Raw genomic sequence first — 23,040 nt, forward strand, 5'->3', positions numbered from 1 at the left:
GATCATTGATCGGGGTTTTTTATGGTCTATTCATTGGGGTTTATAGCTCAGACTCAGATGGAAGGCTGCCTTGAATTTCCTGTTGTATCCATGCAACAAATTTTTCAATCAGCGGTGAGCTTTCTTGGCTGGAATGGACCAGATAATAGCCTCGTTTCCTTTCTAAGGTCTTGCTGGATACCAGCACCAATTCCTGCCGCTTTAATTCTTTTTCAATTAGCATTTGTGGAATCAAGGCCATTCCCATGCCATGGCTAGCCACTACAGCGAGCATAGAAAACAGTTCATGTCGTTGCCCCTGCAAAGGATTCGGATGCTGGATCTGATGTAACTTGAACCAGTCTTCCCAGATATTCGGCCGGGTGGTTTGCTGTAATAAAGGAAGTTGAACCAATTGTTCAGCACTTAAGTCATAGCTGTAATCATTAATCTTCTGTGCATTGGGAAAATACTGTTGAATCAGGTCAGGTGCACAGACAGCAACTACATCTTCATGCATTAGAAAATGGCTATGTGTACCCGGCCATTGTTCGACCTGTTGAGGTGTTCCTGCATAAATAGCAGCATCGAAAATCTGTTCCTGAAACAGAAAAGGGCGGGTGCTGGTTTCCAGATGTATCGTAATTTCAGGATACAGCCGATTAAAGCTCTGGAGTTTAGGTAATAGCCAGCGAGTCGCAAACGTAGGCACTACGCCCAGTTTTAAAGTACCGCCGCGCCCTTGATGCGTAATGACGTCTAGGGTTGACTGTTCCAGTCCTTTGAGATGCGGAGTGATACTTTTTAAATATTGCTGTCCAGCATGATTGAGTTCTACACCATGCCGCGTACGGGTAAATAAAGCCGTGCCTAAATACTCCTCCAGTTGCTGGATCTGGCGTGAAACTGCACTTTGGGTTAAAAACAGTTCCTGTGCAGCATAGGTATAACTGGCATGACGTGCAGCAGTTTCGAAACAGATCAGCGCTTGCAGGGAAGGTATTTTTCTACGCACTTGTTCATCCTTGAACTTAAAATGGTCAGATATCAATAAATGGTATATCAATCTAATACTACTATACGACTTTGGTATAAAAAATAGGCAAATTAGCTATGAAAAAAATTTCTAGAAATAGCGACTTATATAAGGTATGCATAAAGTGCATAGCTGCATGCAAATTTATTGTTTGAACAAGTCATGATTCATGCCTAGAGTCAATCTGAAGGATAAAACAACATCATCAAATAGATAGATGAAGGATTGGCAGGGAATACTATGAATCAAATGGTCGATACGAAAAAAACCAGCAAAGTCTATTTTAACTGGCAGGATCCATTTTTACTGGAACAGCAACTGACTGAAGAAGAACGCATGATCCGTGACAGCGCGCATGCGTACTGTCAGGATAAGCTGATGCCACGTGTACTAGAACAGTTCCGCCATGAAAAAACTGATCCAACCATTTTCCGTGAAATGGGTGAACTCGGTCTGCTGGGTCCAACCATTCCTGAGCAATACGGCGGTGCAGGTTTAAACTATGTCAGCTATGGTCTGATTGCTCGTGAAGTAGAACGTGTAGATTCGGGTTACCGTTCTATGGCCAGCGTGCAAAGTTCTCTGGTGATGGTGCCCATCAATGAATTTGGTTCTGAAGAACAGAAACAGAAATATTTGCCAAAACTGGCGAGCGGTGAATATATCGGTTGTTTCGGTCTGACTGAACCAGATCATGGTTCAGATCCGGGCAGCATGATTACTCGTGCCAAAAAAGTCGATGGTGGTTACCGTCTGACTGGCGCAAAAATGTGGATTACCAACAGTCCGATTGCAGATGTCTTTGTGGTTTGGGCGAAAGAAGTGTCTCCTGAAGGTAATGTGGGTGATATTCGTGGCTTTATTTTAGAAAAAGGCTGGGAAGGGCTTTCTGCACCAGCGATTCACGGTAAGGTCGGTCTGCGTGCTTCGATTACCGGTGAAATCGTGATGGACAATGTTTTTGTTCCAGAAGAAAACGCGTTCCCGGAAATTCGTGGTCTAAAAGGTCCATTTACCTGTCTGAACAGTGCCCGTTATGGTATTGCCTGGGGTGCGATGGGTGCAGCTGAATTCTGTTGGCATACAGCGCATCAATACACCATGGACCGTAAACAGTTTGGCCGTCCATTGGCTGCGAATCAGCTGATCCAGAAAAAACTGTCAGACATGCAAACTGAAATTGCATTAGGTCTGCAAGTGGCTTTACGTTTCGGACGCATGAAAGATGAAGGCATTGCTTCAGTAGAAGGCACTTCACTGATCAAGCGTAATAACTGTGGTAAAGCTTTAGACATTGCCCGTTTAGCGCGTGACATGATGGGTGGTAACGGGATCTCTGATGAATTTGGTGTAGCTCGTCATCTGGTGAATCTGGAAGTGGTTAACACTTATGAAGGTACACATGATGTACACGCCTTGATTCTAGGTCGTGCGCAAACAGGTATTGCTGCATTCTCCAATTAAAAAAGGAAACTTTTTCGTGCAGGGTATGGCTTTCAATCGCCTAACCCTGCGTCATTTTCTTACTCCAATTACACTCCTTTGCCGAAGTGATGTTTGACTTCGGCATTTTTTATATCTCTATGTTTATAAGAATTCATCTAAAGCTTGAGTGAAAATAGTCACATCCCGGTTGACGCGGTATGATAGACAGATTCAGGCGTTGGAACAGATTATGAAAATTGTCGCAGATGAAAATCTGGCATTTACCGATTATTTCTTTGCAGAATTTGGCGATATTCAGCATTGTGCAGGAAGAACTCTCACTGCGAACGATGTAAAAGATGCCGAGGCTTTATTGGTCCGTTCCGTGACCAAAGTCAATGCAGCACTCGTACAGGACAGTCAGATTAAATTCGTCGGCAGTGCCACCATTGGTACAGATCATCTGGACATTGCTGCACTAGAACAACAGAACATCCGCTGGAGCAATGCACCCGGCTGTAATGCGCAGGCGGTAGCTGAATATGTGATTACGGCTCTATTATATTTACAACCCCCATTGATCAATGCAAATAAAGATTTCACCTTGGGTATTGTCGGTCTAGGAAATGTCGGTTCGCGTTTAGCAACAATGGCCAAATTGCTAGGCTGGAATGTGATTGCCTATGATCCCTTTGTACAGCGCGATCAGGTTCATCAGGTTGAATTTGAACAACTGCTAAAAACTGCAGATGCCATTTCTATTCATGTGCCTTTAACCAAAACGGGTCAGCATCCGACTTATCATTTGATTAATGCTGCTGAACTTGGACAAATGAAGCCTGAAGCCATTTTAATTAATTCAGCGCGTGGGCCAGTCGTTGAAGAAGCAGCACTAATTGCTGATATTCAGGCAACTCAACGTCAGGTTGTACTGGATGTCTTTGAGCATGAACCGGAAATTTCTGAACAGTTGCTGAATCTGATTACTTTGGTGACGCCGCATATTGCAGGTTATAGTCTGGAAGGTAAGGCACGCGGTACTCAAATGATTTACGACGCATTTTGCCAGACTTTCGGCTTTGAGATTAATAAGCAGTTTGAAAGCCAGTTGCCTGTCTGTGAACAGTTTTTCCAGAATCAGGATTTAAAACTGGCGCTACAGCAGCATTTAACCCAGATCTATGATATCGCCCGTGATGATGCCAATCTGCGTGCCTGTTTAAAAGATGGCAAAGTCGATCAGAAAGCATTTGATCATTTACGCAAGACTTATCCTTTACGCCGTGAATGGGCCGCTCATGGAGGGCCAAAGGCATGAGTCAGATTGTATCTTATCAACCGACCTGCGACTTAAAAGCCATTAAAGCACGTGCCAACATGTATGCCCAGCTCCGTCAGTTTTTTGCTGAACGTGACGTGCTGGAAGTAGAAACACCGATTTTATCTCAGGCTGGTGTGACCGATGTGCACCTGGCTTCGATTCAGGCCCAGCGTCATGTCATGGGTAAGCTCGGCACACATTATCTACAGACCTCACCTGAATTTGCCATGAAACGTTTATTGGCGAGTGGTAGTGGACCGATTTACCAGATCTGTAAGGTGTTTCGGGATGATGAACACGGCCGCAAGCACAATAGTGAATTCAGCATGCTGGAATGGTATCGCCCGGCCTTTAGTCTGAAAGATCTGATGTTTGAAGTGACAGATCTGTTAAATGTGACGCTTAAGGCACGTTTTGGAGAAATCCGCCCCACTGTGCTCAGCTATAAACATGCCTTTATGGATCGCCTGGATCTCAATCCTTTACAGGCCACTTTGCAGCAACTCAAAGATTGCTGTCGCAGGGTAGGTCTCAATCTGGACTTGGGGGATGACCGTTTAGGGTATATCGACCTTTTATTCTCGCATATGGTCGAGCCAAGCCTGGGTTTCGATACGGCTGTATTTCTGACAGATTTTCCACCGGAACTGGCATCATTGGCTAAAACCAGAATCGATGAAGATGGGGAACTGGTTGCGGCCCGTTTCGAGTTGTATATCGAAGGGCTGGAACTGGCCAATGCTTATGATGAGCTGATTGATGCTGAAGTTTTGCGTTCCCGCTTTGAAGCAGATAATGCAGAACGGGCAGTGCTTGGCTTGCATGTCATGCCGATTGATGAGTATTTGCTGGCGGCATTGCCACAAATGCCGGAATGTTCAGGTATTGCCCTAGGTCTTGATCGCTTGCTGATGATTGCAACCAATCAGATGAAATTGGAAAAAGTGATTACTTTCCCTGCTGAAATTTCATAAATTAAACCCACGATTGATCAGCTGGTTATGACTGGCTGATCATTCCAGATGCTTGCGAAATCCAATACTGTAACTGTCAAATCCCAGTCCTTGATAAAAGGCATGCGCAGGATAGCGTTCTTCGCGATTTCCGCTGTTGAGCTGAATCATCTTGAAGACTTGCTCTTTTGCAATCTGTTCAATAGCAGCCATTAATTGCTTGCCTATACCTTTTCCACGATAGGCCTGATCAATTACAAAAACCTGAATCCTTAAATATCCACCGTCAAATTCCCAGGTGTATTCCTGAATAAAACCGGCATAGCCGATCACATGTGAATCCTGTTCTATAATCAGTGTCTGATAATGACTGTTTTGATGGAGATGCTCCCAACGCTGTTTGATCTTTTCCAGCGTAGAGGGATAGCCAAGCTGAATCGTGAATTGATGAACGTCATGCAGGTCTTTTTCAAGATCCAGTTGACGGATGAGATAAGTCATTAGACATGTTCTTAGCTAAAAATAATATCAATCATAATCAATATTTACTTTGCTTAAGTGTTGAAAGTACACGGTAGCTTCAAAGAATTACTGCTATTTATATAGAAAATCGAGATGAGTGAGATTTGAGATATTAAAAAGGCCCCCGAAGGAGCCTGATATTTAGAGTATGGCACTATGCTGTTCTTTCAGTTCTGCCAAAGCCGCAATCCGTCGTTCAATCAGCATTTCACCAATATCCGGACCTTGAATTTCCGGTGCTAAATCTTGTGCTTTGATGCTACGTACAACCTGCATGGCATCCAGCACATATTGAGCCTGAGGATAAGCACGATTTTCCAGACCCAAGCGACCGCGAGAGTCACATTCACAGGCCTGTACAAACGCTTCAACACGTTCAGGACGACGCAATACATCCAGACGCTGTAATAAACGCCATAAAGTGCCAGGTTTTAAGTTAAAAGCCTGATGGCATTTTAAGTGTTCTTTACAGACCGCCAATGCCAGCTGTTTGGTATGAGTCGGAACTCTTAAACGTTCACACAGCTCATTTACCGGTTTGATCCCACGTTCTTCATGCATGATATGGCGTGGCAATTCTTCAACAGGGGTTAATGCCTTACCCAGGTCATGAACCAGAACTGCAAAACGAACATCCAGAGTATAATTTTGGCGGCAGGCTTGCTGTAAAGACATCATGGTATGAATACCACAGTCAATTTCCGGATGATATTCAGGACGTTGCGGAATGCCATATAAGGCATCCAGTTCCGGGAACAGCACTTTTAAAGCACCACAACTACGTAATACTTCAAAATACACATCTGCATCCTGTTCCATCAGTGCGCGTGTGGTTTCTTTCCAGACCCGCTCAGGTGTCAATGCATTAAGCTCGCCCGATTCCGCCAGCTGCTTCATCAGCACCAACGTTTCTTCTGCAATGCTAAAACCCTGATGTTGATAACGCGCAGCAAAGCGGGCAATCCTTAAAACACGTAAAGGATCTTCGACAAAAGCTTCTGATACATGACGCAGTACACGATCAGCCAGATCTTTTTGACCGCCATAAGGATCATAAATCTTACCTGAATCATCCATGGCCATGGCGTTGATGGTCAGGTCACGGCGGATCAGATCCTCTTCCAAGGTGACATTGATATCGGTATAAAATTCGAAACCATGATAACCATAGCCAGACTTGCGTTCGGTACGTGCCAGAGCATATTCGTCTTTGGTTTCAGGATGAAGAAAAACAGGGAAGTCCTTGCCAACAGGTTGAAAACCTTTAGCAAGCAATTGTTCCGGCGTCGCGCCGACAACCACATAATCTTTTTCGTGATAGGGGTGTCCAAGTAAATGATCCCGAACTGCACCGCCTACTAAATAAACTTGCATGAAAAAACCTCTATTCTTACAAGCATCATGCTACAGAATAGAGGTTTTCTCAAGTCAAGAAGTTACGCTGATGCGTACATTCCTTAAAACGCGTTTTTTTCTGCTTCCTGAATTTCAGCGACAGTTAACGCAGTCATATTCACTACGCGACGAGTCGTTGCAGTTGGTGTCAGGATATGAACAGGTTTCGCAGCACCAAGCAGGATAGGACCAATGGTCACGTTATTACCTGAAGTTGCTTTTAACAGGTTAAACGAAATATTGGCTGCATCCAGATTTGGCATGATCAGCAAGTTTGCAGAACCTTTGAAACGAGAGTTCGGGAATGCAAACTGACGGATATTTTCGTCCAGTGCTGCATCACCATGCATTTCACCTTCAACTTCAAGCTCAGGTGCAGTTTCAGAAAGGATTTCATATACACGGCGCATTTTTTGTGCGCTGGCATCGTGCTGGTCTGAACCGAAGCTAGAGTGAGAAAGTAGGGCAACACGTGGAGTAATACCGAAACGACGTACTTCTTCAGCAGCCAGAATCGTCATCTCAGCAAGCTGTTCAGCCGTTGGATTACGGTTGATGTAGGTATCCGCGATAAACAGGTTGCGCTCTTCAAGCATTAATGCGTTTAAGGTGAAGAAGGTATTATGGCCATCCTGTTTGCCGATGACATTGCTGACAAAGTCCAGATGGATGTCATAGCTTGAGTAAGTACCACATAACATACCGTCCGCCATGCCATGACGAACCAGCATCGCAGCGATCAGGGTAGAACGGCGACGCGCTTCACGGTGTGCATATTCAGGCGTTACACCTTTGCGTTGCATCAGGTTGTAATAGTCGTCTGCAAATTTTTCGTAATCTGGGTTCTTTTCCTGATCCACGATAGTGATATTCACACCATCTTCAAGACGTAAGCCTAATTTCTTGATATTGGCTTCAATGACTGCTGGACGACCTACCAGAATCGGTTTTGCCAAGCCTTCATCCACTGCAATTTGTGCAGCACGAAGTACACGCAGGTCTTCACCTTCTGCATAAGCGATACGTTTAGGATCTGTTTTAGCTTGTGCAAAGATTGGTTTCATCATGAAGGCTGAGTTGTAAACAAACTCAGACAGACGTTGACGATATGCCGAGAAATCCTGAATCGGACGAGTCGCCACGCCAGAATCCATTGCAGCTTGTGCAACTGCAGGCGCAATTTCCAGAATCAGGCGTTGATCCAGTGGACCAGGAATCAGGTAATCACGGCCGAAAGAAGCTGATTTTTCGCCATAAGATGCAGCATCTGCTTCTACGTGTGCCATACGTGCAATCGCGTGTACGCAGGCAATTTTCATTTCTTCATTAATGGTGGTGGCACCAACGTCTAATGCACCGCGGAAGATGTAAGGGAAGCACAGTGCATTGTTTACCTGGTTCGGATAGTCAGAACGGCCAGTCGCCATGATGACGTCATCACGAATTTCGTGTGCATGTTCAGGCAGAATTTCTGGATCCGGGTTCGCCAAGGCAAAGATAATTGGATCTTTGGCCATCAGTTTCACCATTTCTTTGGTGAGAATACCGGCTGCAGAAAGACCCAGGAACATGTCTGCACCTGCAATCACGTCACCGATCTGAGAGGCATCAATGTCTTGTACATATGCTTTTTTAGATTCGTCCAGACCTTCACGTTTAGTTGTTAATAGACCACGTGAGTCAGCAACGATGATATTTTCTTTTTTCGCGCCAAGGGCACAAAGCAAGTTCAAGCAAGACAGGGCAGCAGCGCCGGCACCTGAAGCAATGATCTTGATTTCATCAATTTTTTTGCCGTTTAATTGCAAAGCATTCAGAAGAGCAGAACCTACAATGATTGAAGTACCATGCTGGTCATCGTGGAACACAGGAATTTTCATGCGTTCACGAAGTTTCTGTTCAATATAGAAACATTCTGGAGCCTTAATGTCTTCCAGGTTGATCCCGCCAAAAGTGGGTTCTAGAGAAGCGACAATATCAACAATCTTGTCTGGATCATTTTCAGCAATTTCGATATCGAATACATCAACACCCGCAAATTTTTTGAACAGTACGCCTTTACCTTCCATGACCGGTTTAGACGCCAATGGGCCAATATTACCCAAACCAAGAACTGCTGTACCGTTACTGACCACTGCAACCAGGTTACCGCGTGCGGTATATAGGGCAGCTGTTGAAGGATCACGTTCAATCTCAAGACATGGTGCGGCAACGCCAGGCGAGTAAGCAAGGGCTAAGTCACGTTGGTTGACCAATTGTTTGCTTGGTGTAACGCTGATTTTTCCTGGAGTAGGGAATTCGTGATAGTAAAGAGCCTGCTGCTTTAAAGATTGTTCGTCCATCTGTATCTCTATCGTTGTAAAGATTACCCAGAAAGCGGGTAAAAAATTGCATTTATGGCTCTGAATATAACATTTGTTAAGCACTTAGCCCAGTCAAAGTCGACCATTTTTGCGACAATATTATTCGAGGTAGATATAGACTTAGACTTGATATATATAAGTTTCAGCGACGCGATTCTGTTCTAAATACGCAGTTGCTTCCAGTTCAGGCAATGGCTTGGAGAAGAAGTAGCCTTGGGCAATATCACAATCTAAATCACGTAGATATTGCAGCTGTTCTTCAGTTTCAATACCTTCAGCGACGACAGTCATGCCCATGGCTTTGCCCATCGCGACCATGGCGCTGACAATTGCTTCCTGTTTATGTTCGCCAATTTTAGAGACAAAACTGCGGTCAATTTTGAGAATGTCAATAGGAAAATCGGCAAGATAGGACAAAGAAGAATAACCGGTTCCGAAGTCATCCAGCGAGATATTAATCTGGCGCTGCTTGATCTGGTTCAGCAGATTTTTGACAGATTCAGAGTTTTCAATCAGTGAAGATTCAGTAATTTCCAGTTCCAGACTGGTGCCAGAAATCTGGTTTTCGCTAATGGCCTGATCCAGATCATCGAGTAACTGACCACGACGCAGTTGCTGCGCCACGATATTCACAGAGACACAGATATTATGAAAGCCAAGATCATTCCATTCACGAATCTGTTTGGCAGTTTGCTGAATCACCAGACGGCCGATCTCGGAAATCAGGCTGGTCTGTTCCGCTAAAGGAATAAACAGACTAGGTGGAATAATACCTTTCTCTGGATGTTTCCAGCGTACTAAAGCTTCAAAGCCATAAATATGCTGGTCATTGAAATTAATTTTCGGCTGATAGTAGACTACTAGTTCGCCATTTTGAATAGCTTTACGCAGATCACGTTCAATGAAAATTCCTTGCTCTAGCAAAGCTGTATTTTCATTGGAGTAGAAATGGATAGTATTCCCGCCGAGATTTTTGGCTTCACTCAGCGCCTGTTCAGCACAGTTATTCAAATAATCTAGCTGACGACCATGATCCGGATAGAAGGCCACGCCCATCGATAGGGTAATCACATAATCTTGTCCAAAAATATGGAAAGGAGCCTGGAAGGCTTCAGCAATTCGTTGACAGTGTTCCTGTACAGACGGGCGAATATGCGAGATTTCATACAGAATCGCAAAATCGTCACCATTTAGATGGGCCACAAACAGGGCTTCAGCATTGGTCAGACGTAAGCGCTGTGCCACCTGACGCAACAGCTCATCACCACCATTATTAGACAGGTATTCATTCAATGGACGGAAACGGTCGATATTGAGTCGAATCACCGCCATTTTCTTGATGGAATCTTTTTGCGTCATCAGATACTGATGCAGCTGGTAGTTATAGTAAAAACGGTTTGGCAAATCAGTTAGCGTGTCATAATTTTCCAGATAAGACAGGCGCTGTTCCTGTAATTTACGCTCAGTCAGATCAGAGACAATGCCGATATAGTGGGTGATACGGCCTTCATCATCGGTAATCGCATTGATATGCAACCAGAGTGGCATCTCTTTGCCGGACAGGAATTTTTCACTCAGTTCGCCATCAAAGGAACCGATTTTCACGACTTGCTTGATGATATTGGAATGAATGCTGCGCTGCTGTGACTTATGACTTGCAGTAATATCAAACAGATATTTACCTAGAATTTCATTACGTTCAAAACCGGACAAATTTTCGAAATAAGGGTTCACTTCGATATAACGTAATTCATCATTTAGGATGAAGATCCCTTCAGCTGCTTGCTCAATTACACTGGCTGCCAGTTTCAGGCGTTCTTGAGCACTACGTTCCTGTTGAATATCACGCAAAATTCCCACCATGCGTAAAGGACGGTGAGTTTCGGGATCGCGACTGATCACCCGACCTACATCATGTACCCAACTCCAGACTCCCGGCGCTTGCTGAATCCGGTAAGTTACTTCATAGCGCTCAGTTTTCCCACGCAGATGCTGTTTCATATTGCTTTTGAATGCAGCCAGATCATCGGGATGAATCATATGTTGTAACTGCAAATGATGCTCACTGGATTTCCGTTGTACCTTCTCATCTTTATGATTGGTCAGCAAAATACTGCGGTCTTTGATATTCCAGTCCCATGGACGGATACCGGCGATTTCATGAGTCAGTTCAAGGTTTTGCTGCTGGTTTTTCAGATCAATATTAATCTGTTCAATATCATAAGTACGTTCACGAACTTTCTGCTCTAGTAGTTGATTGCTGAGTTGTAGCTCCAGTTCGATATCTTTTGATTTATTGACTTCCGTTTGTAGCTGTTTGCACAGTTCATCCGTCCAGGCGACCTGTTGTTCGGCATTATTCACCAGCAATTCATTTTCTGCATAAAGGCGGGAAGTACGGGTATGAATACGATAGGTACTATTGGCACAGAGCAGGATCACAATGACTGCAAAATTTAAGGCTAGACCAAAGACTGGATTGGCACCTGAGATATGAAAAAATTGAAAGAGTAAAAAGGGTACCAATGAAGGCAAAAATACCAGTGAAAAATAACTGAGCTTCTGGGTTAAATAAGTCAGACCGAAAGCTTGAGTCACTATTAATAGCAAGGCTGATAGAGTCAGTGCTTCTATTTCATCAAAATTGGTATTGGCCTGCGGCAAGTAATAATAAATCAGGGAAATACCGGAAGCGATACAGCAACCTACCGCAAGGCTCTGAATTTGTAACCAGTAATGCGCATTTTTTAGTTGATATTGTTCAGGCTTAAAATACAGGGTATTGATGAGCCAGCACATGCTGACGGTAATTTCAGTCAGGATAAACCAGAGATTAAAGTAACTATTCGATAAGCTATATTGAATGTGATAAACACAGAAAATATAGAGGCAAATAATCATGATACTTAACAGAAAATATCGGCTATGTCGAAGCGTGTTCGCAATCTGAGCACGATGCAAGTGCTCTTTGATATAAGCCTCTTGATTATCAATCATATAATTAAGTGCCTTGTATTCGTCCTGAACGGTTTTTATCCTAGATTTTAATTTTTATTCAAGCCTGAATGATTCTTAAATCAATCAATATGTGTTTCATTATTATTGACTCAAGAGTAGAATGCTTATAAATAAAAATCAATAAAATTAATAACTAAATTTTACAATTTTGACCGCTTAAATAGTGTAATTCAAAATTGAGAGGGCAACGACAGGAGCAGTTTCGGTACGCAGGACACGTTCACCAATACACCAATTGACAAAGCCTTGCGCATTCGCCGCTAGGATTTCTGCTTCACTCAAGCCGCCTTCAGGGCCAATCAGCAAGGCAATATCCAGCGTGGCATTCACCAGAACATCAATTTCTTCTTTATTTGGCGCTAGCACCAGTTTGGTAGTAGGAAGATCAGTTTCCAGCCATTTTTCAAGTGACATTGGCGCTAAAATTTTAGGAACAATATTCATTCCACACTGTTCGCAAGCGGCAATGGCTACACCTTGCCAATGATCCAGTTTCTTCTGGTCGCGGTCGTATTTCAGGCGCATCTCACAGCGTTCAGAGGTTAAAAGCTGAATTTCAGATACACCCAGTTCGACCGCTTTCTGGATCGCATAATCCATGCGGTCACCTTTACTCATGACCTGGCCAAGCAAGGCTTTAAATTTTGGTGTGCGATCCGTAGGGTTATAACTATTGACCTGTACAGCAGCCGACTTTTTGGAAACTTCAACCAGTTCAACTTCATATTCGCCACCTTGTCCATTGAACAGGGTGGCTTTTTCGCCGACTTGAGCACGTAAAACTTTAACCCAATGATGAAACACTGTTTCAGTCAGTTCTACAGTGGTATCTACTGCTAAATCAGCTTCAATAAAAAAACGTGGCATTAAAGTTTTACTCTCAAATCAGGTATTTTACTTATGCAAGACCGAGGTCTTTAACAAGTTGACGGGTTGGATCAGTGGTATTCATGGTGTAGAAATGCAGGCTCGGTGCACCGCCAGCAATCAGGCGTTCACAGAATTTCACCACGACTTCATGACCAAAGGCTTTAATGCTTGCAGTATCGTCGCCATAAGTTGCCAGTTGTTTGCGAATCCAGCGTGGAATTTCAGCACCTGTACCATCTGCGAAGCGAATCAGGTTGCTGGCATTGGTAATTGGCATGATGCCTGGCGCTACTGGAATATCAATGCCTGCTTTCTGGATACGGTCTACAAAGTAGAAGTATGCATCCGGGTTAAAGAAGAACTGGGTCAATGCCGCATTGGCACCTGCATTTACCTTATCCACAAAGTGCTGAATGTCTTTATCAAAGCTGTCTGCTTGTGGATGCATTTCAGGATAAGCGGCAACTTCAATATGGAAGTGGTCACCTGAATGTTCACGGATAAAGCGAACCAGATCCTGTGCATAAGGCAATTCACCCAGGCCCACCTGACCAGATGGCAAGTCACCACGCAGCGCGACAATACGGTTAATTCCTTGTGCCTTATACAAATCAAGCAGTTCAGCGATACGCGCTTTGTCATCACCGATACAAGACAGGTGAGGGGCAACGGGGGTACCTTTACCATTAAAGTCATTGATCGTAGATAAAGTACGTTCGCGTGTTGAACCACCCGCGCCATACGTCACAGAAAAGAATTCTGGGTTCAGCAGTTGTAGTTCTTGATGTACGGTTTTAAGTTTTTCTGCACCCGCATCGGTTTTGGTCGGGAAAAACTCAAAAGAAATTGGAATCTGTTTAGACATGTTCAAATCCTTTTTATAAATACTTGTATTTTATAGATTACCCTCATCCTAACCTTCTCCCAGAGGGAGAAGGGACTACCATTGTGATAGTTAAAGTCTTTAAAGACTTACCCTATAACAATTTTCACAATGGAAATCTCCCTCTCCTTATAGGAGAGGGCCGGGGTGAGGTGGAAATCAAAAATTAGTATTTATAAGCATCAGACTTGAATGGACCTTCAACAGGTACACCTAGGTAATCTGCCTGTTCTAGAGTCAATTGAGTCAGAACACCACCGAAACCGGCAACCATTGCAGCAGCAACTTCTTCGTCTAATTTCTTAGGAAGCAGTTCTACACGAATCGCTGCTTGTTTTTGATCTTCAGGAAGATCCGCAAATTTCTCAGCGAACAGGTGCATTTGACCCAATACTTGGTTCGCGAATGAACCGTCCATCACACGTGATGGGTGACCAGTTGCATTACCCAGGTTTACCAGACGACCTTCAGAAAGCAGGATCAGGTAATCATTTTCATTTTCTGAACGATATACTTGGTGTACTTGAGGTTTCACTTCAACCCATTTATAACCACGTAAGTAGTTAGTATCGATTTCAGTGTCGAAGTGACCAATGTTACAAACCACTGCGCCAGCTTTCAGTGTATCTAGCATCGCAGCGTCACATACGTGGTAGTTACCAGTTGTAGTCACGATCAGGTCGGTATTTTGAAGAAGATCAACGTTCACATCTTCTTTTTTGCCAGTTTGAACGCCGTTTTTGTATGGAGAAACCACTTCATAACCGTCCATGCATGCTTGCATCGCACAGATTGGATCGATTTCAGATACACGTACGATCATGCCTTCTTGACGAAGAGACTGAGCAGAACCTTTACCTACGTCACCATAGCCGATCACTAATGCACGACGGCCAGAAAGCAGCATGTCAGTTGCACGTTTGATCGCATCATTTAGAGAGTGACGGCAACCATATTTGTTGTCGTTTTTAGACTTGGTTACTGAATCGTTGACGTTGATCGCAGGAACTTTCAGAGAGCCGTCTTTCCACATTTCCAGAAGACGTGCTACACCTGTAGTTGTTTCTTCAGTAATCCCGTGAATTTTTGCAATCAGTTCAGGATATTTTTCGTGAACAACAGCTGTCAAATCACCGCCATCATCCAGAATCATATTGGCATCCCAAGGTTTGCCATTGACATTAATCTGTTGTTCAAGACACCACATGTATTCTTCTTCTGTTTCGCCTTTCCATGCAAATACAGGAATACCGCGTGCAGCGATTGCAGCAGCAGCATGGTCTTGAGTAGAGAAGATGTTACAAGAAGTCCAGCGAACTTCAGCGCCTAATTCAACCAGAGTTTCAATTAAAACCGCAGTTTGAATAGTCATGTGGATACAGCCAAGAATTTTGGCACCAGCAAGCGGTTTAGCAGCTGAGTAGCGTTTACGCAAACCCATTAGGGCTGGCATTTCAGCTTCTGCAAGTTTGATTTCTTTACGGCCGTAGTCAGCTAGGGAAATATCGGCAACTTTATAATCTGTAAATGAAGCATTAACCGCGTTCATCACGATCTCCTTATAAAAAACAATAATTGATCATTCAGTTCGCGGATGCCGTTGTTGGTCCGTCTAGAAAAAGTTGGACCGATCGTCGAGCCTGGCGCTTTTACATTTCGTACCTGTAAAACGTCGCAGCATCCCTCGACTAGCGAGGTATTGTACTTGGAAATTAATTTGGTTCCAATCCGAAATTGTTTATTATCTGACTAATAAGAAAATTTTGAAAATATTTTGAGAAATATCCTGATATTTGAAAACTGAAATAAAGTTTTATTCTCGTAAAAAAGCCCATCATCTGACGGGCTTGTTATTTATTCTATGTCCTGCTCAATTTCATCTGCTTTCTTAGTCCAGTAATCTGCCTGTATGTCATCAGCGGCCACACCAAGACCATTGGCATAAATAAAGGCAAGATCACGCATGGCTTGAACTTCACCCCATTCAGCTGCTTGCTTTACAAGAGCGATAGATTTTTCAACATCTTTTTCGACCACATCACCACGACGGTAAAAACCAGCCAGTTCTAAAGTCGCTGCAGAGTGTTTTTCGAAATTGGCTTTGCTCAACCAGTAATAGGCTAACTCAAAGTGAGCTTTGGAATCTTCTGGGTCTTCCTCAGCGATTTCTTTGGCATAAACCGTATAACCCTCACCGAGCCAGTACATGGCTTCAACCCAGCCACCATTGGCTGCTTTCAATGCCCACTCTTCGGCCAGCATGATGTCTTCGTCATGCTCGCTTTGCATATAGAGCTCGGCAAGCTCAAATTGGGCTTCGGCATTGCCTGCCAATGCGCGGTTTGCCAGCGTGGCAGGGGGAGAAACACGCTCAGTCATGTCAGTATCTCAAATATCTTTGTATCTAGATTAAAAGGTTCAAAATAAAAAAGCCAATCCGAAAACTGGCTTTTGTATAAAAGTCGACTGATAGAGCTTAAAACACGCAAACTAAGCTATTTGTTTAGAGGAATAACAATAAAACGAATAGAAAGAGAACAAGAATAAATTTAAATATTTTTCCATGATTCAGAAAGCAAAACAGCGGCCCGAAAGCCGCTGTTGATATACGATTAATGAGATAAGAATTTAGTCTTGCTGGATTCCTGCAACCACCCAATCTTGTTGAGAACCGGCAGGTTTGACAAAGTGCCAGATTTCAGCAAACGGTTGAGGTTGGCTATTCAAGTCTTCACTTACAGTACCAGTGAAGCGTACGCTTACTACGTATTGACCATTCTCATTCGATGAATCCACAACCATTGCATTCAGGTTAGAGAACTCAGCTACGTCCTGATCCTGATTTGCCATAATATCGTTATACATCGACTGGTAAAGATCAGGAGTCAGGTAACGTTTAATTTCTGAAATATTGCTCGCCGTATTCATTGACTGAATGTGGTTAAAGCGCTGACGTGCAACACGTAAGAAAGTCGCAGGTTCTGTACCATCTGGAAGCTGGTTGCCGCTATTGGTATAGGCTGCACCAAATGGCGCATTATTTACCGGAGCTGAACCAAACGGAGCATTTGTGCTTGGCGTGCTACCACCCACGTTCTGACCAAAAATATTGGTATTGTCACCACCGCGAGGAGGTGTCTGACCAAATGGTGCTGAATGACCAGCACCACTATTTGGAGCGTATGGATTAGAAGCTACTTTTTTTTTTGCGCCCATCTTACGGAAAATGAAGAAGGCAACAGCGGCAGCAAGCAAGATCCAGATCCAGCCAGGAATACCACCTTTTTCCTCTTGTTGCTGTTGAGCTGCTTGAGCTTCAGAAGCCGCTTGTACTTCTTTGTCATCAGCCAGCGCATTGGCAGCAACCGCACCCACGGCAGCACCTGCTACACCGGCAGCAACCATACTACCTACACCTGGGCCAGATCTTTGCTGAGTTGCAGCACCAGCGGCTGGAGCCTGTTGTGCTGGCGCAGCTTGACGAGGTTGTTGATAAGATTGAGTAGGCGCAGCAGAACGTTGCATACCATGGCTTTTACCGCCACCGGCACGTTTTGCTTCAGCAGTTAAAGGAGCAACCAGTAATGCTGCTGTTAAAAGACCTGCAATCAAACCACGCTGTCGAACTTCCATTCAATTTTCCTATGTGAAAAAAACTTATTTGAATACTCTATTTATATAGGCTTTATAGGGGATTTCAATCAAAAATGTGTATTTTTTTAAGCTTTTTGCAAGATTTATCGATTAAAACTAACTGAGTTCATCACTTAGGCTCATGGCTTCACTCAGGGCTTCATGCAATCGGGCTACAGCAATGACCTGTACGCCGGGAATCGGTTTTTGCGGTGCATTGGCACGCGGTAAAATAATATATTTAAAACCATGTTTGACTGCCTCTTTCAGACGTTCCTGACCATTCGGCACTGGACGAATTTCACCAGAAAGACCAACTTCACCAAAAACAGCCAGTTGCTGAGGCAATGCTTTGGTCCGGATACTAGATGCACACGCTAAAAGTACAGCCAGGTCAGAACCGGTTTCGGTAATCTTTAAACCACCGACGATATTGACATAGACATCCTGTCCGGATGTTTGTACGCCACCATGACGGTGCATCACGGCCAGCAGCATATTCAGACGATTCTGCTCTAACCCCAAGGCTACACGGCGTGGCTGGCCATGAGCGTCATCGACCAAAGCCTGAACTTCAACCAGGAGTGGGCGAGTTCCTTCACGGCTAATCATGACGATGGAACCTGGAATCGCTTCATCATAACGACTGAGGAAAATGGCAGATGGATTGGCGACTTCACGCAGACCTTTATCGGTCATGCCAAAGACGCCAAGTTCATTGACTGCACCGAAACGGTTTTTGACTGCGCGGATCATACGGTAACGAGAATCCGACTGGCCTTCAAAATACAGCACACAGTCCACCATATGTTCCAATACACGTGGACCTGCTAAGGCACCTTCTTTAGTCACATGACCGACAATAAACAGGGCAGTTCCGCTATTCTTGGCGAAACGGGTCAGTAGGGCGGCAGACTCACGGATCTGTGATACACCACCTGGCGCAGACTGCAAGGTTTCGGTATATAAAGTCTGAATCGAATCCAGAATCGCAACAGCAGGACGTTCCTGTGCAAGCACCTCGCAAATGCGTTCCACACAGGTTTCTGCCATGACTTTCAACTGGTCTGTGGGTAAGTCCAGACGCTGGGCACGCAATGCCACCTGAGACAGGGATTCTTCACCTGTCACATACAGGGCAGAGCTGTTGCCGGCTGCCATATGGGTTGCAGTTTGCAATAAGATAGTTGACTTACCAATCCCCGGATCACCACCAATTAGCACCACGGAACCTGTGACCAGACCACCACCTAAGACTCGGTCAAATTCGCCAATCCCGGTTTGCAGACGGGTTTCATGTGAAACAGACACTTTATTTAAGGTAGTAATCGCAGCTGCCTGACCGGCATAACCTCCAATTTTTGGCTGAGCACGATGTGTCGTTGCTGGCGCAATACTGACTTCTACCAGACTGTTCCATTCCCCACATTCAGAACACTGACCCGCCCATTTAGGATGGTCTGCTCCACATTGTTCACAACGATACACACTTTTTGCTTTAGCCATAATTTCCGAAAATAAATATTGGGAATGGGGGCTACAGCATAGCGGTGAATGAGACTGAAAACCAAGACCTTTGGCTGAAAAAGTCACTGATTTACGTCAGCATATGACGCATATGAATTTACCTTTCTACATGAAAGTGAAATACCTTCTATAATGAGAAAATTCATCACGGGTACAGGAATCCTGACATGCCACAACTTTTAAAACATATCGATGCGATCGCACGTGAAAAAGACCGTGATGTATTATTTGTACATTTTGAAAATTACGAACATGAAAATGCAGATGCTGAGTCCTATCATTTGCGGCAGAACCTGATGGAATGGCTGGAGCAACGCCAAATTAACTTTGCACCCTGTATGGGGATAGAACAGCCTGGCGTAATTGAAAGTTATTCAGGTGATCTTTATATCGATGTGCCATTTGATGAAGCCCATCCGGTTTACCAAATGGTCAGTGAACATCTGGAAGATGCCGAAGGGGAGATGAAGATTCCGGGAGTGCTGTTCTTTGTATTATCTCTAGAAACTGCGCTGGAAATTGAAGCAGACCGTGAAGAGTTCTTAAATCTAAATCAAGCTCATGATGATGACGATGAATTTTCTGGCCGTGTGAACTGATATTTTTAGCAAACTTAAATAATAAAAAAGCCACGATGAACGTGGCCTTTTTATTAAGGGTTTTAAATTTGATTAATACAGTTCACCTGATTTACGGCGAGCAATAAAATCTTTAGATTCTTTCACGATCACCCCAGACAGCAGTAACAGGCCGATCAGGTTTGGAATGGCCATCAAACCGTTGAAGGTATCTGCAAACAGCCAGACCAGATCTAGTGTCGCGACACAGCCAATAAATACTGACAGGATATAGATGATGCGATAAGGGAATAGAAATTTCTCACCGAGCAGATAGGTTGCACATTTTTCCCCGTAGTAGCTCCAGCCTAAAATGGTGGAATAGGCGAAGAAGATAATGCCGAAGGTCACAATCCAGCCACCAACACCTGGCAGCAGTTTGTTAAATGTAGAAACGGTCAGAACAGCACCGGTTTGTCCACCAAAATCACTGCCGGCCATGATGAAGCCCATCACCAAGACAATACCAGTAATCGAACAGACAATAATCGTGTCAATAAAAGTTCCGGTCATGGAAACCAGACCTTGACGGGCAGGATGATCGGTTTTTGCAGCAGCAGCGGCAATCGGTGCCGAACCCATACCAGCTTCATTCGAGAAGACACCACGCGCGACACCATAACGAATCGCTGCACCAATCGCACCACCTACGGCAGCTTCACCAGTAAAGGCATAGGTGAAAATCATTTTCAGTGCAGGGCCCACTAAATCGAGATGGGTGAAAATAATGATCAGACCGCCCGCTACATAACCAATCGCCATGATCGGTACAATGAAAGAAGCAGCTCTAGAAATCCACTTAATCCCGCCCAGAATTACCAGTGCAGAAAATGCAGTGATTACGATCCCTGTAACCCAGGTTTCCAGACCGAAACCATTTTCTACTGCAAGTGCAACAGTGTTGGACTGAACTGAACTACCAATTCCGAAAGATGCGACAGCACCAAAGAACGCAAAGATCAGCGCCAGCCATTTCCATTTCAGGCCACGCTCAATGTAATACATTGGACCGCCAGACATTTCACCGCGTTCATTTTTAACCCGGTATTTGACGGCCAGTACACCTTCGCCATATTTGGTTGCCATTCCGAACAGGGCAGTCATCCACATCCAGAATACGGCCCCAGGACCACCCAGTACACAGGCAGTCGCGACACCGGCAATATTACCGGTACCGATGGTAGCTGACAGTGCGGTCATGAGTGAGCCAAACTGGGAAATATCGCCTTCATGCGAAGGGTGTTTGCCAAAAACCTGTTTAAAGGCCAGTGGCAACATGCGGAACTGCCAGAACAGCAGGCGGAAGGTCAGGAATATACCGGTACCGACAATGAGGACCAGCATATATGGGCCCCAGACCCAGCCACTGACGGTTTCCATGATGCTTTGTAAATTTTGCATAAATTTCTTCTTATTTATCCGTGTCAGCTTTATTTGAGATGTTGATTGAAAAGCAATTGCTATGCCATGCGCGCTCATCCTAAACGCGAATATTGGCGGATTTGTATTCTATTTTTTACATAGTTTCAGCGCTTTGACAAGAAAAATCCTGTATTCATTGCGCCTTAAAACTAAGACTAAAGATAAATGAATATTGATATAAGAAAAATAAATTAACTTGCAAGATTAGTTGGAAAATACAAATGATGCGAATTTTCTTTTTGTATTCCATGTTTTTTACGTTAATTTGTCGCGATTAAAACTCAAAGTTGAAATGAAATAATGTCAGAAAAATATAGTCACTCATCATCGGAAGATGGTGAGCTACAGCGTAGTTTATCCAACCGGCACCTGCAGTTAATTGCCATTGGGGGTGCGATTGGCACCGGCCTGTTTATGGGTTCAGGGAAAACCATTAGCCTGGCAGGACCATCCATTCTGGTGATTTATATGATCATCGGTTTTATGGTGTTTCTGGTCATGCGTGCATTGGGTGAATTATTGTTATCCAATCTGCAATATAAATCTTTTATTGATTTTGCCACAGATCTGATCGGGCCATGGGCAGGTTATTTTGTCGGCTGGACCTACTGGTTATGCTGGATCACGATTGGTATCGCGGATTTGTCAGCCATTATCTATTACTTGCAATTCTTTAATAACGGTCTGCCATTTACTCCGGGTGAAGGCGTGTTGATCAGTATTGCCTCTATTGTCTTTATTATGGGCTTGAACCTGGCAACCGTGAAACTGTTTGGTGAAATGGAATTCTGGTTTGCTTTGATCAAGATTATCGCCATTATTGTTTTGATTGGTGTGGGTCTGTGGATGATCTTTACTGGCTTTACTAATGATGCAGGTACGGTCGCTTCATTTGCCCATATCTGGGATCATGGCGGTTTATTCCCGACAGGAACTATGGGCTTCCTGGCCGGTTTCCAGATTGCGATTTTCGCCTTTGTGGGTGTAGAGCTGGTTGGTACTACGGCTGCTGAAACCAAAGATCCAGAGCGTAACCTGCCTAAAGCGGTGAACTCGATTCCGATCCGTATCATTATTTTCTATGTGCTAGCTCTGATCATTGTGATGTCAGTGACACCATGGGATCAGATCAATCCAAATGTTTCTCCGTTCGTAAATCTGTTCAGTCAAGCAGGTATTGCGGCGGCCGCGATCATCATGAACCTGGTGGTGTTGTCATCAGTAATGTCATCGATGAACAGTGGGGTGTTCTCAACCAGCCGTATGCTGTTTGGTTTGTCTCGTGAAGAACAGGCACCGAAAGCATTTGGTCGTTTGAATTCGCGCGCCGTTCCAGCGAATGCTTTGTATTTCTCAGCGATCTGTTTATTGCTCGGTGCAGCATTACAATACTTCGTGCCGAATACGGTTGAAGCATTTACCTTAGCAACGACTTTGTCGACTATTCTGTTTATCTGTGTATGGCTGATCATTATCTGGAGCTACATGATCTATTACCGTACCCGTCCGGAATTGCATGCTAAATCCATATTCAAGCTGCCTGGAGGATTGGTGACTTGCTGGATCGTCATTATTTTCTTTGTTGGTATGATTGGTGTGTTATCGCTGGAAGATGATACCCGTCGTGCCTTGATGGTCAGCCCAGTCTGGTTCATTTTGCTGATTATTGGATATTTAGGCTTCTATAAACAGAAACATAAATAATCCATATCAATAAAAACGTCAGCGATCTGCTGGCGTTTTTTTATGTCTGAATATACTCTCTAGCGTTTAGCGCTTTGGTCATACGGATGATCGCGTTATACTTCATCGAAAATACTCATATAGGTGGTCAGATGCGTCAGGTCATTTGCTACATCAGTTTAATTACAGTCGGTTTTGCCTTGGTCGGTTGTGGGCAGTCGGGAGCTTTACATCTTCCAAATGATCCAAACTACGATAAACGTGCCAAGTATTTACTCTATAAAAATACTGAATCTGCACCGCAAGTATCAGATGAACAACAGGATGCGCCGGTCAAGCAGCAATTTGAAGCGCCCGCTGAATCCGATTCAACACCATCTCCTTAAGACTTTC

The 23,040-nt window shown here is 44.1% G+C and carries 18 protein-coding genes; 6 read left to right on the top strand and 12 right to left on the bottom strand.

The genetic code is table 11. From position 1 onward, the window contains the following. Positions 1-40: 40 nt before the first annotated feature. Positions 41-994: a LysR substrate-binding domain-containing protein gene (locus tag G5T77_RS00755; RefSeq protein WP_166137786.1), complete on the bottom strand. Its 954-nt coding sequence runs from the start codon at positions 992-994 to the stop codon at positions 41-43. Positions 995-1,255: 261 nt separating this feature from the next. Here G5T77_RS00755 and G5T77_RS00760 point away from each other — a divergent pair, with 261 nt between their 5' ends. From G5T77_RS00760 to epmA, 3 genes are all read left to right on the top strand, one after another. After that, positions 1,256-2,479, top strand: a complete 1,224-nt coding sequence (locus G5T77_RS00760) for an acyl-CoA dehydrogenase (RefSeq protein ID WP_166137783.1) — start codon at positions 1,256-1,258, stop codon at positions 2,477-2,479. A gap of 211 nt (positions 2,480-2,690) precedes the next feature. Beyond that, complete coding sequence (locus tag G5T77_RS00765; protein ID WP_166137780.1) at positions 2,691-3,758, top strand: 4-phosphoerythronate dehydrogenase; 1,068 nt, start codon at positions 2,691-2,693, stop codon at positions 3,756-3,758. After that, positions 3,755-4,735 (top strand): EF-P lysine aminoacylase EpmA, encoded by a 981-nt coding sequence (epmA, locus tag G5T77_RS00770; RefSeq protein ID WP_166137777.1) that lies wholly within the window; start codon positions 3,755-3,757, stop codon positions 4,733-4,735. Before G5T77_RS00765 ends, epmA begins: the two co-directional genes overlap by 4 nt. Positions 4,736-4,774: 39 nt before the next feature. On the opposite strand, the gene G5T77_RS00775 is transcribed toward epmA, so the two are convergent. The 10 genes from G5T77_RS00775 to radA all read right to left on the bottom strand — a co-directional run bounded on the left by G5T77_RS00775 (position 4,775) and on the right by radA (position 18,904). Then, a complete protein-coding gene (locus G5T77_RS00775) occupies positions 4,775-5,215 on the bottom strand; it encodes a GNAT family N-acetyltransferase (protein ID WP_166137774.1) in 441 nt (146 codons plus the stop codon). A gap of 162 nt (positions 5,216-5,377) precedes the next feature. Beyond that, a complete protein-coding gene (locus G5T77_RS00780) occupies positions 5,378-6,610 on the bottom strand; it encodes a multifunctional CCA addition/repair protein (RefSeq protein ID WP_166137771.1) in 1,233 nt (410 codons plus the stop codon). A gap of 83 nt (positions 6,611-6,693) precedes the next feature. Continuing rightward, on the bottom strand, positions 6,694-8,973 hold the full coding sequence (locus G5T77_RS00785; protein WP_166137768.1) for an NADP-dependent malic enzyme: 2,280 nt from the start codon (positions 8,971-8,973) through the stop codon (positions 6,694-6,696). 141 nt (positions 8,974-9,114) lie between these two features. Next, the gene (locus tag G5T77_RS00790) at positions 9,115-11,991 is read right to left on the bottom strand and encodes a GGDEF domain-containing phosphodiesterase (protein ID WP_166137765.1); all 2,877 of its coding nucleotides are present in this window, start codon (positions 11,989-11,991) and stop codon (positions 9,115-9,117) included. A 177-nt stretch (positions 11,992-12,168) separates the two neighbouring features. Continuing rightward, positions 12,169-12,879, bottom strand: coding sequence for a 16S rRNA (uracil(1498)-N(3))-methyltransferase (locus tag G5T77_RS00795; protein ID WP_166137762.1), 711 nt, complete (start codon positions 12,877-12,879; stop codon positions 12,169-12,171). Between the two features lie 31 nt (positions 12,880-12,910). Then, positions 12,911-13,747 (bottom strand): methylenetetrahydrofolate reductase [NAD(P)H], encoded by an 837-nt coding sequence (gene metF / locus G5T77_RS00800; RefSeq protein ID WP_166137759.1) that lies wholly within the window; start codon positions 13,745-13,747, stop codon positions 12,911-12,913. Between the two features lie 184 nt (positions 13,748-13,931). Continuing rightward, positions 13,932-15,314 carry an adenosylhomocysteinase gene (ahcY, locus tag G5T77_RS00805; RefSeq protein WP_166137756.1) on the bottom strand — a complete coding sequence of 461 codons (1,383 nt, stop codon included), beginning with the start codon at positions 15,312-15,314 and terminating at the stop codon, positions 13,932-13,934. A gap of 305 nt (positions 15,315-15,619) precedes the next feature. Continuing rightward, positions 15,620-16,144, bottom strand: a complete 525-nt coding sequence (locus tag G5T77_RS00810) for a tetratricopeptide repeat protein (RefSeq protein WP_166137754.1) — start codon at positions 16,142-16,144, stop codon at positions 15,620-15,622. A 249-nt stretch (positions 16,145-16,393) separates the two neighbouring features. Continuing rightward, complete coding sequence (locus G5T77_RS00815; protein WP_166137751.1) at positions 16,394-17,398, bottom strand: Tim44-like domain-containing protein; 1,005 nt, start codon at positions 17,396-17,398, stop codon at positions 16,394-16,396. A 117-nt stretch (positions 17,399-17,515) separates the two neighbouring features. Continuing rightward, on the bottom strand, positions 17,516-18,904 hold the full coding sequence (radA, locus tag G5T77_RS00820) for a DNA repair protein RadA (protein WP_166137748.1): 1,389 nt from the start codon (positions 18,902-18,904) through the stop codon (positions 17,516-17,518). A gap of 188 nt (positions 18,905-19,092) precedes the next feature. Here radA and G5T77_RS00825 point away from each other — a divergent pair, with 188 nt between their 5' ends. Beyond that, positions 19,093-19,524, top strand: coding sequence for a hypothetical protein (locus G5T77_RS00825; RefSeq protein ID WP_166137745.1), 432 nt, complete (start codon positions 19,093-19,095; stop codon positions 19,522-19,524). Positions 19,525-19,596: 72 nt separating this feature from the next. Here G5T77_RS00825 and G5T77_RS00830 read toward each other — a convergent pair whose 3' ends face one another. Next, positions 19,597-20,943 (bottom strand): sodium:alanine symporter family protein, encoded by a 1,347-nt coding sequence (locus G5T77_RS00830; RefSeq protein ID WP_166137742.1) that lies wholly within the window; start codon positions 20,941-20,943, stop codon positions 19,597-19,599. Positions 20,944-21,264: 321 nt separating this feature from the next. Here G5T77_RS00830 and G5T77_RS00835 point away from each other — a divergent pair, with 321 nt between their 5' ends. Next, complete coding sequence (locus G5T77_RS00835; RefSeq protein WP_166137739.1) at positions 21,265-22,668, top strand: amino acid permease; 1,404 nt, start codon at positions 21,265-21,267, stop codon at positions 22,666-22,668. A gap of 131 nt (positions 22,669-22,799) precedes the next feature. Continuing rightward, entirely contained in the window at positions 22,800-23,033 is a 234-nt protein-coding gene (locus G5T77_RS00840) for a lipoprotein (RefSeq protein WP_005236736.1), read from the top strand. Positions 23,034-23,040: the final 7 nt, after the last annotated feature.

Source organism: Acinetobacter sp. GFQ9D191M, assembly GCF_011174875.1.
Taxonomy (GTDB): Bacteria; Pseudomonadota; Gammaproteobacteria; order Pseudomonadales; family Moraxellaceae; genus Acinetobacter.